The 11,149-nt window shown below is 66.0% G+C and carries 14 protein-coding genes; 9 read left to right on the top strand and 5 right to left on the bottom strand.

Annotation, left to right across the window (positions count from 1 at the left end; all coding sequences use genetic code 11):
* Nucleotides 1-77 precede the first annotated feature (77 nt).
* On the top strand, nucleotides 78-1,319 hold the full coding sequence (locus tag GNX95_RS38735) for an ROK family transcriptional regulator (RefSeq protein WP_163512759.1): 1,242 nt from the start codon (nucleotides 78-80) through the stop codon (nucleotides 1,317-1,319).
* Here the strand turns inward: GNX95_RS38735 and GNX95_RS38730 are convergent.
* Both GNX95_RS38730 and GNX95_RS38725 read right to left on the bottom strand, forming a co-directional pair.
* Nucleotides 1,277-1,951 (bottom strand): hypothetical protein, encoded by a 675-nt coding sequence (locus GNX95_RS38730; protein ID WP_163512757.1) that lies wholly within the window; start codon nucleotides 1,949-1,951, stop codon nucleotides 1,277-1,279. The two genes, GNX95_RS38735 and GNX95_RS38730, sit on opposite strands and share 43 nt — an antisense overlap.
* Nucleotides 1,948-2,166, bottom strand: a complete 219-nt coding sequence (locus tag GNX95_RS38725; protein ID WP_163512755.1) for a hypothetical protein — start codon at nucleotides 2,164-2,166, stop codon at nucleotides 1,948-1,950. Before GNX95_RS38725 ends, GNX95_RS38730 begins: the two co-directional genes overlap by 4 nt.
* Before the next feature lie 193 nt (nucleotides 2,167-2,359).
* Between GNX95_RS38725 and GNX95_RS38720 the strand changes: the two genes are divergently transcribed.
* From GNX95_RS38720 to GNX95_RS38705, 4 genes are read left to right on the top strand one after another with little or no spacing between them, the layout of a single operon-like run.
* Nucleotides 2,360-3,235, top strand: a complete 876-nt coding sequence (locus GNX95_RS38720; RefSeq protein ID WP_163512753.1) for a helix-turn-helix domain-containing protein — start codon at nucleotides 2,360-2,362, stop codon at nucleotides 3,233-3,235.
* A gap of 57 nt (nucleotides 3,236-3,292) precedes the next feature.
* On the top strand, nucleotides 3,293-3,886 hold the full coding sequence (locus tag GNX95_RS38715; RefSeq protein ID WP_163512752.1) for a hypothetical protein: 594 nt from the start codon (nucleotides 3,293-3,295) through the stop codon (nucleotides 3,884-3,886).
* Between the two features lie 5 nt (nucleotides 3,887-3,891).
* Nucleotides 3,892-4,713, top strand: a complete 822-nt coding sequence (locus GNX95_RS38710; RefSeq protein ID WP_163512750.1) for a hypothetical protein — start codon at nucleotides 3,892-3,894, stop codon at nucleotides 4,711-4,713.
* A complete protein-coding gene (locus tag GNX95_RS38705) occupies nucleotides 4,710-4,925 on the top strand; it encodes a hypothetical protein (RefSeq protein WP_163512748.1) in 216 nt (71 codons plus the stop codon). Before GNX95_RS38710 ends, GNX95_RS38705 begins: the two co-directional genes overlap by 4 nt.
* Nucleotides 4,926-4,991: 66 nt before the next feature.
* Here the strand turns inward: GNX95_RS38705 and GNX95_RS38700 are convergent, their stop codons facing one another.
* The 3 genes from GNX95_RS38700 to GNX95_RS38690 form a co-directional block, all read right to left on the bottom strand.
* Nucleotides 4,992-5,666, bottom strand: a complete 675-nt coding sequence (locus GNX95_RS38700) for a hypothetical protein (protein ID WP_222854263.1) — start codon at nucleotides 5,664-5,666, stop codon at nucleotides 4,992-4,994.
* A 148-nt stretch (nucleotides 5,667-5,814) separates the two neighbouring features.
* Nucleotides 5,815-6,957 (bottom strand): glycoside hydrolase family 76 protein, encoded by a 1,143-nt coding sequence (locus GNX95_RS38695; protein WP_222854262.1) that lies wholly within the window; start codon nucleotides 6,955-6,957, stop codon nucleotides 5,815-5,817.
* 54 nt (nucleotides 6,958-7,011) lie between these two features.
* Nucleotides 7,012-7,611 (bottom strand): TetR/AcrR family transcriptional regulator, encoded by a 600-nt coding sequence (locus GNX95_RS38690; RefSeq protein WP_222854261.1) that lies wholly within the window; start codon nucleotides 7,609-7,611, stop codon nucleotides 7,012-7,014.
* A 61-nt stretch (nucleotides 7,612-7,672) separates the two neighbouring features.
* On the opposite strand from GNX95_RS38690, the gene GNX95_RS38685 reads away from it, so the two are divergent.
* The 4 genes from GNX95_RS38685 (at nucleotide 7,673) to GNX95_RS38670 (ending at nucleotide 11,085) form a co-directional block, all read left to right on the top strand.
* Nucleotides 7,673-8,782 (top strand): FAD-dependent monooxygenase, encoded by a 1,110-nt coding sequence (locus GNX95_RS38685; RefSeq protein ID WP_163512747.1) that lies wholly within the window; start codon nucleotides 7,673-7,675, stop codon nucleotides 8,780-8,782.
* Between the two features lie 54 nt (nucleotides 8,783-8,836).
* The gene (locus tag GNX95_RS38680) at nucleotides 8,837-9,976 is read left to right on the top strand and encodes an FAD-dependent monooxygenase (RefSeq protein WP_163512745.1); all 1,140 of its coding nucleotides are present in this window, start codon (nucleotides 8,837-8,839) and stop codon (nucleotides 9,974-9,976) included.
* A gap of 102 nt (nucleotides 9,977-10,078) precedes the next feature.
* Nucleotides 10,079-10,735 carry a hypothetical protein gene (locus GNX95_RS38675; protein ID WP_163512742.1) on the top strand — a complete coding sequence of 219 codons (657 nt, stop codon included), beginning with the start codon at nucleotides 10,079-10,081 and terminating at the stop codon, nucleotides 10,733-10,735.
* Between the two features lie 194 nt (nucleotides 10,736-10,929).
* The gene (locus tag GNX95_RS38670) at nucleotides 10,930-11,085 is read left to right on the top strand and encodes a hypothetical protein (RefSeq protein WP_163512740.1); all 156 of its coding nucleotides are present in this window, start codon (nucleotides 10,930-10,932) and stop codon (nucleotides 11,083-11,085) included.
* Nucleotides 11,086-11,149 lie beyond the last annotated feature (64 nt).

The raw sequence follows: 11,149 nt of genomic DNA, 5'->3' as shown, positions 1-11,149 counted from the left end.
TCCGCGACCGGAAAGGCCCTTGCGACATACGCTCACATACCTGACACTCAGCGAGCCGACAAAAGAAGGGTCACCGGATGCGAAGCGGCACCAATCTGCCCAGAGTGGGCGGATTCAACCGTTCGGTGATTCTCGACGCGATCCGTCGGTCACCGGAGGGTGTCAGCCGCGTCGAAATCGCCGCGGCCACCGGACTTTCCGCGCAAACCGTGTCCAACATCGTCCGCAAGCTGTTGGACGAGGACCTGGTGACCGAGTCCGGCCGCGCCGCGTCCACCGGCGGCAAGCCGCGGATCCTGCTGCGCACCAACCCGACCGCGTACTTCTCGGTCGGCATCCACATCGACCCGGACACGATCACGCTGGTGGCGACCGACCTGGACGGCCACGTGCGTGGCACGGTGCACCGCCGCACGCCACGCAATCCGAGCGCCAACCAGGTCGTCCGCCAGGTGGCGCAGACCGTACGCGGATTGCTGGGAAAGGCGGAGATCCCGGTCGACCGGCTGCTCGGTCTCGGCGTCGCCTGTCCGGGGCCGCTGGACTTCAGCCGCGGCCTGGTGCTGACGCCGCCGAACCTGCCTGGCTGGCACGAGGTGCCACTGGTCGCCTACCTGCAGGACGAGTTCGGCGTGCCGGTCGCGCTGGACAACGACGCCACGGCCGCCGCCATCGGCGAACGATGGGCCGGTGCCGGTGGTGCGCGTACCGGCAGTTTTGCCTTTCTCTACTTCGGGACCGGCGTCGGTGGCGGTCTGCTGCTCGGTGACCAGGCCTGGCGCGGCAACTCCGGCAACGCCGGCGAGTTTGGCCACGTCGTCGTCGCACCCAACGGAGCGGACTGCTTCTGTGGCAACAAAGGCTGCCTCGAGGCGTACGTCCGTCCACATGCGATCGTCGCGGAAACCGCCACTCTGCTGGAAAAACGGTCGGCCTCGCTGGATCTCACCCTGGAGCCGACCAAGGAGTTCGCCGACTACGAGACGATCTGCCGCGCCGCGATGGCCGACCACCCGGTCGCGCGCCAGGTCATCCAGCGCGCCGCGGCGAAGGTCGCGATCGCCGCGACGACGCTGGTGAACGTGGTCGACGTGGACCGGATCGTGTTGGGTGGCAAAGGCGTACGGTATGTCGTCGAGCCCTATCGTGCCGCGATCGCCGAGGCCGTCAACGCGCGCAGCATCGCGCGCCACGCACGGAAAGTCGAGGTCGAGCCGTCGCTGATCGGCGAGGACGCCGGAGCGCGTGGAGCGGCCGCACTCGTCCTGCACGGGGCCTATTCACCGCAGTTGGCCACGCTTTTCTCGCCTTCCACGTAGTCGCTGAGGCCTTTCAGCAACTCCGTCGCACCGGTCAGATAGAGGGCCGCCACACACACGTCGTCCTCGTACGCGATCGGCACGCGTGCCGCCGCGAGGCGGTCTTCTTGCAGGAGAATGCGCATCGACTGCGCCAGTGCTCCGGCACGCCATCCGGCGTACGCGACGGTCAGCTCAGGACTCGGATCGTCCACCAACTCGTGATCACGCGCTTTGTCGTAAGGCGACGTGGTCGTACGTCCTCGGCTCAACTCACGACGACGCGACAACTTCGTCCGTCGTCGGTGGAAGAAGACGTACCCAAGCCACACCAGCAAAATGACCAACGGGTTGACAGTGACATCGAGCATCGTCAGACGCTTGTGCTGCCACCAGTCGTAAAGAAACTGGCCTAAGACCAGACCCAGATAGACACCGACCCGGCGACTCCACACCTCCCACGGATCCGTGACCTCACGCTCTGCGCATTCCCCGAGCAGATCGCGAGCGGTCGTCAGCAGATAACCGGGCGCGGCCGTACGTGTCGCGTACCGACTGCCGACCGCCTCCAGCATCGCTCGCGTCTTGTCGATCTCGTCGGCCCATTGCCAGGCGTCGCGAGCCGACTGCCAGCGGAGTTGCGTATCCGTCATCGAATGACGACCGAGTCCGGCAGCACGCCGCAGTCCTCCAAAACCTGCAACGCCGCGCGCCGATAACGGCAGCCCGCCACGATTTTTCCGCTGGACAGCGGTGCCCGCAGCCAGGACCAGCCACATGCCTTGCAGAAGCTGCTTTGTCCGCACGGCCACTGCGGCAGGTGCACCCGCAGCAACTCCACCTCGCGGTCGAACTCCGGTGGCAACACCGATTCCCCGCTCAGCTGTGGTTACCCTCCCGAGCCGCGCCACTGCTTTGCGTAACTCGGATCGAACCAGCTATAACTTTTGTACGCAACGTTCCATTTATAGGGATAAGAGTGTTACATCCCGGCCATCGGATGACGTTGCACCAGCGGTGAACGACGACGTATCGACGTGCAACATCAAAGGGTGAGAACCATGGCGAGTGAGCAGGGATCGACCGTCCCGCGCCGCCGGTTGGGACGCGAGCTGCGGCTGCTGCGCGAGTCGGCGCAGCTGACGATCGAGGCCGTCACGCAGGACCTGGAGTGGTCGCGCCAGAAGATCTGGCGTATCGAACGCGGCGAGTTCGCCATGCGCGTCTTCGACGTCGAGGCCATGTGCAAGGTGTACGGCGCGCCGGAGGAACTGACCGAGGCGTTGAAGGCACTCGCCAGGGAAACCAAAACCAAAGGCTGGTACCACAGCTATGGTGACGTGATTCCTCGATGGTTCATCATCTTCATCGACCTCGAGGAGACGGCAACCTACATCCACGAATACAGCTCGGAACTCGTGCCGGGCCTTTTGCAGATTTGTGAATACGCGACGGCCATCATGAACACGTCGGTAACGCTCACGCCGAACGAGGTCAGGCGTTTGACCGAGGTACGAATGATGCGACAGAAATTGCTGGAAAAAGACGGCGTACGCCATGAGTGGTTCCTGAACGAGGCAGTGATCCGTCGGCCGGTCGGCGGCCGGGATGTCATGGCCAAGCAGCTCAAATATCTGGCCGAAATCAACGCTCGCGGCAACATGTCCCTGCGGATCATTCCGTTCTCGGCCGGAGAACATTCGTCGATGACGCCGTCGTTCCGCGTCCTCGAATTTCCAAAGAACAGCGAACCGACGACGGTGTTCGTGGAAGTTCTGACCGGTGATCTGTATTTGGACAAGGAAAAGGAGATCGAGCCGTATCGCCGGCTGCTGTCAAGTTGCAACGAGATGGCTCTCAGCCCCGCAGAGACCAACGACATGCTGCTGGCCGCGGCGACCGAGTTGTCCACAGATGTCGCGAAGAGGGACCGCTGACGGGGCCAACTCCACTACGATGGCCGTACGCAAGGACTCACGAGCGGGGAGACACACGTGCCAAAGATCATCGTCCCGGTCGGCTACCCCATGGGTGTCCGCCACCCCATCGACGAGCAGGACGAGCCCGCATACTTCGAAGTGCTTGTCGCGCGCGATCAGGCAAAGCTGAGCGAACCAGCGAGCCGGCTCTGGTCGCTCGCGTTCGGCGATCCTGACGCGCACCGTGAGCTCCGATTCACGCGGCAGCATCTCGAACAGCTCGCAGCCAACGCGAGCGTCGACGCAAGCATGTTGGACGAGCTGATCAAAGGCGGACTCCTCGTCGAGTACGACGAAACTGAACGCTCGTCCGTCGACTTCCTCAAACGACACAACTTGCACCCCACAGCGACCGGGGTGGGCAACACGCCAGAGGATCCGTCGATGTTCAAGGTGGCAGTCGGCAACGAGGTCGTTCTGACCCTGCAGCACGATCTCTTCGTCCTGTGGTCTGGCTCCATCCGGTTTCCATCCCTGTGGGACAGCGTCCGGGACTACAGCAAGCACCGTGGAAACGCACCGATGTCGACCAACGAACTCGGCATCTTGTTCGCAGCGACGATCCCCGCAATCCTCACCGCAGGTGCTGGATATCTGGACATAACATGAGCCACTTGCGGTTCGGCAATCGCAACAGCGGACTCGGCAGCCTGTCTTTCCGAGCCTGGCAACGCTGGTTGCGCGATCGTCCGATCGTACGATCCGCTCTCGACGTTCCAGCAAAAGCCGCATCAACGATCGCGACCGGGATCGCGACATTCGCCGCGCAGTCACCCGTGAAACTGTTCGTCAGTGAACAGACAGCTGCGCTTGTCGGCAACATGACCTACTTCGGTGAAAACGTTGCACAGAAAGCCGGCGATATTGGCAGCATGGGGGTCGTCGCTGCCGGTATCGCACTGGGAGTCGGTGCATGGAAGGCGATTGATCGCTATCGACACCGGAATGATCCGCCTGAGGTTGATCCGGCGGAAAGGCTCGAGCAGGTTGAGAAATCGGCGACCAAAGCCAACGAGCAGGCCACTCGGGCTAACACTCGCATCGGCGTTCTCAACAACCGGTTCGGCAACCTGGAAACGGCAGTCCAGCAACTGCAGGCGAACAGGACTGACCCACAGGTAGAACAACGCCTCTCAACACTGGAGTCGGCAAATCAGCAGCAACAACAGACGATCCAGCAGCAACAACAAGTTATTCAGCAGCTGCAGGTGGAGCGGCAGCAGGATCGTGCGATGGTTCAGCAGCAACAGGCGATGATCCAGCAGTTGGTGTCGCATGCGCAGAACAGCGATCAGCAACACCAGCAGCTAAGGGAACAGCTTCAGACGGTTGGCCAGCAGGCGAGTACGGCGGACGCGCGTGCTGTGTTGGCGCAAGCGAAGTACGCGACGTGCAGGCTCACCAGCTGCTTCAGGATGGCCGCCTCGACGCGGTGACCGGCCAGCTGCAGCAGCGTACGACCGGCGCCGATCCGCAGCCACCGGCCGGCGAGCCGTTGCCGGATGACCTGGCGGCGCGGGCGCGGGCGGCTCAGGCTCGGGCGTTGCAGCAGCGGGCCGCCGCGGGTGGGCGGCAACAGCAGCCGCGGCCAGACCTGCGGCCGAACAATCCGCAGCCGCGCCAGGAGCCGCACCGGCCCAGCCGATAACGCGAACTCGACGTTTTGGTCCTTTAACACGGCGTGTCGAGGACCAAAACGTCGAGTTCGTGAGAGCTACGAGCGGCGGAGGCGGCGGCCGAGTACGAGGACCAGGGTCAGGCCGGCGGCGATCATCGCGACGGCCGCGCCGATGAGGATTGGCAGCGAGGTGCCGGTCACCGGAAGCGAGCCGCTGGTCGACGCCTCGGTCGTGCTCGGGTTGACGACCGGAGCCGTCGACGAGCTCCGCGAGGGCGAAGGCGAGGCGGACGGCGAAGCAGATGCCGACGCGCTCGGCGAGCACGACGGCTTGGGGTGGTGCGAAGGCGGCGTGGGCTTCTCGCACTCGACCCAGAAGGTCTTGTGCTTGCCCTCGCCATTTTCGCCGGCGAAGTTCCAGGTCAGCTTGTAATGACCGTCCGGCAACGAAATGTCGTCGGTACGGCCGGCCCCGGAGACCAGCGTGATGGTGCCGGATTTGCTGTTGGTGCCCTTGGTCGGCGCCTGCTGTTCGATCTTCCAGCTCACCGCCTGCGGCTTGTCGAAGCCGAAAGCGTCGAGATAGAAACCGCAGACGTGCGGCTCGTTGTTGCGATCCGGCACCGGCGTGCCGGTCTCGTGGATCTTCACCGTGCCGTTGTCGCCGTGCGTCGCGTACGCGGCGGACGACACGCCGAGCGTCAGTGCGCCCGCCGCCAGGACGAGCGCGGCCGAACGCCGCAGCATCGCCTTCGATGCCGAACTGGTCATCAACCCTCACACCGTTGTGTAGGAGGACTTCTGTCCCCAACCGGACTGAAAACCGCGGAAAAACAACAGGGTTTCCCCGCAATAGTCGGCGACAGCTTGGCCTCGAACGAGGCGCGAGTCAAGCCCGCGCCTCATTCGTCCCGATAAGTCAGGCCAGTTTCAGGTACGACCCGCGCGGCCAGGCGAGCAGCGCGTACGTCTGCACCATCGACCCCTGCTGCAGCAGCGTCACCGGTTTGTCACCGTCAAACCGGAAAAGTCCGGTCGCCGGGTCGCGGTCGGTGTTCCACACCTTCTCCGCGTACGCGGCCATAGCGGCACGATAGGCCGGATCGTGCCTTACGGCGTCGAGAATCAGCAGGTTCTTGAAGAAGATCGAGTTGAATTCCGACGGCTGCCCGGTGAAATCGCCGTAGAACTTCAGGGCAGCGGCGGCGATCGACTGCGCGTTCTTCAGGTATGCCGGGTCGTGCGTGGCCAGATAGAGCAGCGTGCTCGCGCCGAGCATCACGCCCTGGTTGTAGCTCCACTGCGTCTTCTCGATCTTGCCGGCCAGATCGATGTGGTCCCAGTAAAGCCCGTTCGGCGCGAGCAGGCAGCCGTTGGTCCAGTCGTACATCCGCTTGGCCCACTCCAGATACGAGCGTTTGCCGGTCAGCAGATAGAGATGCAGGCCGACCTCGGCGCCCGGCCCGTTCGACACCGTGTTGCGGTCCTGGCTCCACGGCGCCTGCGTCCAGTAGACGCCGCCGGGACACGGATGGGATGTGTCAGTGTCCCAGCCAAAAGTCACCAGCTGGAAGATCTGCTCGGCGCGCGAGAGCGACCGCCAGTCGCCGGTACGCTTGAAATTCTGGATCAACGACAGCGCGATCCACTCGTTGTCGTCATAGAACTTGTCGCCACCCTGGCCGAGCGGCGGCCGGACGTAGGAGTCATAGCCGGGCGGTGTGGTGCCGGCGTTCCAGTATGGCGCGTAATTCGCCAGCCTCTTGTCCGCTTCCCCGGCAAACCGCCGGCCCAGACCGGGAATGCCGGCGAGGTTCAGCGCGCCGATGGTGGCCTGCGAGTACGGCCAGACGTACGAATAGGGGTTGTTGGTGCTCGGATTCGGGTACGACTCAAGGAAAAGACCCTTGTCGGTGCCGAAGTACGCGGTCAGCGCCGAATACGACGCGACAGCACGGTCGGCGTCGCCGGTGCTGGCCGAAGCCGGTTGCGCGGCGACGCTGGCGGTCAGCGCGAGGCCGAGCCCGGCGGCGAGCAGGGGTTTGGCGAGGGTTGTCCACACGGTTCCTCCAGGCGGTCACCAGAGTCTGGTAACGTTCTCAGAGGACTTTGCCGGTCAACGCGGCGCGTCGTCAAGGCCGGCCGGCGAGCACATAGCGGTCAATAGCTCACGAACGTCGCTGACCAACTCCGCCTCGGTCGGCAGATGACCGGAACCGGCCCCAATCAGCGTCTCGTAAAGCATGCCGTCGCAGAAGGCGACCATCACTCTGGCGTGCCGCCGCGGATCGGTCGAGCCCAGCTTTTCCAACAATGCGGTGGCCAGGTCGCGCAGGCCCTGCCCGCCGTTGACGACGGTCGCGTGCAACGCCGGATAACGACTGGCCTCCAGCGACAGCTCATAGCGCGCCAGCGTACGTTTTCGAGAGCTGGTAAGGAAATCCGTCAACATCGCGGCGATCGCCCGGGATGCCGCGAAAATGTCGGCCGGCAGGTCGGCGATGCCGACCTCGCCCTGGTCGAGCTCCACCATCCGGTCGACGACCGCCTGCAGCAGTGCCTCGCGCGTGCGCAGGTAATAGGACGTCGAGCCGGGCGGCAGGCTGGCGGCCGCGTCGACCGCGCGATGCGTCAGGCCACGCGCCCCCTGGGTCGCGAGCACGTCGATCGCCGCGTCGGCGATCGTACGCATGCGGACATCGCGGGACCGTGGCACAACGAAACTCTACCAATGTAGAGGAACCGCTGCTACTCTACGGCTGTAGAGGAGGTGTGCTGTGGCCACTGCTGTAGTCGCCGGAGCCGGGATCGGGGGCCTCACCGCCGCATCGGCACTGGTCAGTCGCGGCTGGGACGTGACGATCTGCGAACAGGCGCCAGAGCTGGCGCCGGTCGGTACGGCGATCGCGTTGACCGCCAACGCACTGCACGCGCTGGATGCCATCGGCCTCGGCGATGACGTACGCGCACTCGGCGTGCCGGAGGCGACCGGCGGACTGCGTACGGCTGACGGGCGCTATCTCGTACGCGTGGACGACCGATCCGGTGTCCTCGTGCTGCATCGCAGCGCGTTGATCGACGTCCTACGGCCAAAAGACGCCGACCTTCGGCTCGGCACGACCGTCGAAGGTGTGACGATGACCGCCGGCGGGCCAGGCCGGCTGGTCACCAGCCGGGGCGAGATCACCGCGGACCTGATCGTGGCCGCAGACGGTGCGCGGTCGATGCTGCGTACGCTGCTGTTTCCGGGCCATCCGGGGCTGCGCTATGCCGACTACACCGCGATGCGGCTGACCGCGCCGTACGACACGGCCGGCATGGCGGCGAGCGAGTCGTGGGGCCCTGGCGCGCGGTTTGGTGTCGTGCCGATGTCGCCGGACGAGGTGTATGCCTACGCCGCCTTCAACATGCCGGCCGGCAGCGCGTACGACGATCCGCGCGGCGAGCTCAAGCGGCGCTTCGGCGACTGGCACGACCCGATCCCGCAGCTGATCGAGGTGGCCGACAACGTGCTGCAGCACGACGTGTATGACCTGGCCAGACCGCTGCCGGCCTATCACGCCGGTCCGGTCGCCTTCGTCGGCGACGCGGCGCACGCGATGACGCCGGACCTCGGCCAGGGCGGCTGCCAGGCGATCGAGGACGGCGTGGTGCTGGCACGTACGGTGACCGGCGCGGACGTGCGCGGACGTCTGCCGGCCTACACGGGCGCGCGGCTGAAGCGGACCGTGTCGATCATGCGGCAGTCGCGACAGATGGCACGGCTCGGCCAGGTGTCCTCGCCGCTGGCGGTCATCGCGCGCACCGGCGCGATGCGGCTGGTCGGCATCCTGCCGGCCTCGGTGACCGACCGCGCGCTCGTATCGCTTCACAACTGGCGTCCGTGACTGTCACACGGGCCGTTGCGGCCTCGTCAGTACGGTGAGGAACGGGGAGAAGGAATGACGAGGAAAGCAGTCATCGCCGGCGGCGGCATCGGTGGCCTGACGGCCGCGGTGGCGCTGACGAAGGCCGGCTGGGACGTGACCGTGTGCGAGCAGGCACCGGCTCTGACGCCGGCCGGCTTCGCGATCTCGCTGGCGCCAAACGCATTGCGCGCGCTCGACACGCTTGGCATCGGCGACGACATCAGGGCGCTCGGCGCCCCCGATCTGAACAGCGGCATCCGGCTGCCCGACGGCGAGTGGCTCACCAGGGCCGGCATGGGCGACCTCATCGAGCGGCATGGCGAGGGCCTGTTGCTGCTGCGCCGGTCGGACCTGATCGACGTGCTCGCCAAGGGCGTGCCCGACCTGCGGCTGGACACGACCGTTGAAGGCATCGCGCTCGCCACCGCCGGTCCGCGGCTGGTCACCAGCGACGGCGACCTCACCGCCGACCTGGTCGTGGCGGCCGACGGCGCCAACTCGGTGCTGCGCCGGTTGCTGTTTCCGCAGCATCCCGGCCTGACATATGCCGGCTATGGCGCCTTCCGCTGGCTCGCCCGAATGCCTGGCGTCGACCTGGTGGCGGCGGAGACCTGGGGAAACGGCGAGCGCTTCGGCATCATGCCGATGGCCGGCGACGACGTGTACGCCTTCGCGGTTTTCAACGCGCGGCCGGGCCGCACCTACGCCGATCCGCGGGCGGAGCTGCGGCGTCGCTTCGCCGGCTGGCACGAGCCGGTCGGCGCGCTGATCGCCGCGGCCGAGGACGTGCAGCACCACGACGTGTACGAGCTGGCCGCGCCGCTGCCGGCCTTCTGCATCGGCCAGGTGGCGCTGCTCGGCGACGCGGCGCACGCGATGACGCCAAACCTCGGGCAAGGCGGATGCCAGTCCATCGAGGACGCGGTCGTGCTCGCGCACCACCTGCGCGCGTACGACGTCCGCCGCGGTCTGGCCGCCTACAGCAGAGCGCGCCGGCCACGGACGCTCGCGGTGGCGCGTACGGCTCGACAGCTCGGCCTGGTCGCCGGGCTGTCGTCGCCACTCGGCGTACGCGTCAGGGACAGCGTCTTCCGGCTGTCCGGCAAGCTGCCACCGCGGCTCAACGGCCGTCCGATGGACGGTCTCCTGGATTGGCGTCCGCCGCGAATCTGAGGTCATCCGTGCGGCCATTTGTGGCGATGCGCCGAGTCACCAGCCGTAGTCGGTCGATATCGTCGGACCGACAGCGGGTCGGCGCATTCCGGGAGGACGCTGGTGGACTTCGTCTTGGCGGCGGTGGCGATCGTGTTCGCCGCCGGCGGCTTGGCGCTCGCGTATCCGACCGGTGTCCTGCGCGGCTCCATCACCGCACACGCCGACCAGCGACAGCGCCGCCGGCACGCGCTGGTCGGCGCGCTCTCGGCGGTCGCGGTGGTGGTCGGCGGTGCCTTCGCCGCGGTGACGCTCGGCTTCTATCTCAACGGCACCAGCAACCTGGCGATCGCGCTGACCGCGGCCATTCCGGCCGGCATCGTGCTGATCATCCTCTTGCTGTTCATCAGCAGCCGGATCGCCGAGTCGTCCGAGGACCGTACGCGCAACCAGTCGTCGATGACCTGGCGCGGCGCGAGCGCCCTGGCGCGTGCGCAGGCATACAACTCCTCCGCGCTGCAGCCGCCGGTCTCCGGTGCGCCGTCGTACGCGATGCCGGGCAGCCCCGCCGGCGGACCGCCACCCCTGCCGGTCGACATGCGGCCGGGATGGGTCTATCACGCCGGCGGCGAGCAGTACGTGCTGGCGCTCGGGCCGTCCGCCGCCTATCCGCAGGGAGCCGTTGTCGAGCTGCCGGGATTCACCGTCGGGCCGATGCCGACCGTGCCGCTGGTGCCGGTCGGACCGATCGAGATCCAGGTGCTCCCCGAAGAAGAGTAATGGCCACCTTAGCCTTGCCTCTGGTCAGGCAAACCGGACACTCGTATCCTGATGCACATGCACAACAAGTGCGGTCAGATAATGGCCGAGAAGATCTTGTTCCATAAAAGGAGAAGTCCGTTACACTAGGTCTCTCCAGTGGTTACTGAGCGTTGCAGTTTGTGTGACAGTCGAACCCGGGAAGGCCCGAGACGATGCTGAAGAAGGTTCTGACCTACGGGATCATCATCCTGCTGGTTTTCTGGGTCGCCACCCGGCCCAACGCGGCGGCCGACGCGGTCAGCGCGATCGGTTCGGGGATCGCCAACGTCGGCAACGGCCTGGCGAACTTCCTCTCCAGCTTGGTCTGACGACTGCCGGTGGCGCGTTCCAGGCGTCACCGCGCGCGTGAACCAGTCCGGCATCAGCGCATAT

This window comes from Fodinicola acaciae, assembly GCF_010993745.1.
In the GTDB taxonomy this organism is placed as follows: domain Bacteria; phylum Actinomycetota; class Actinomycetes; order Mycobacteriales; family HKI-0501; genus Fodinicola; species Fodinicola acaciae.
Note: the sequence above shows the minus strand (reverse complement) of the source record. Positions and strands in the feature narration are given on the sequence as shown.

Bases quoted from the DNA above. Each gene is read 5' to 3' on its own strand.
- GNX95_RS38680 (WP_163512745.1), top strand. From the start codon at position 8,837: ATGACGAGGAAAGCAGTCATCGCCGGCGGCGGCATCGGTGGCCTGACG.
- GNX95_RS38730 (WP_163512757.1), bottom strand. From the start codon at position 1,951: ATGACGGATACGCAACTCCGCTGGCAGTCGGCTCGCGACGCCTGGCAA.
- GNX95_RS38720 (WP_163512753.1), top strand. From the start codon at position 2,360: ATGGCGAGTGAGCAGGGATCGACCGTCCCGCGCCGCCGGTTGGGACGC.
- GNX95_RS38735 (WP_163512759.1), top strand. From the start codon at position 78: ATGCGAAGCGGCACCAATCTGCCCAGAGTGGGCGGATTCAACCGTTCG.
- GNX95_RS38670 (WP_163512740.1), top strand. From the start codon at position 10,930: ATGCTGAAGAAGGTTCTGACCTACGGGATCATCATCCTGCTGGTTTTC.
- GNX95_RS38700 (WP_222854263.1), bottom strand. From the start codon at position 5,666: ATGACCAGTTCGGCATCGAAGGCGATGCTGCGGCGTTCGGCCGCGCTC.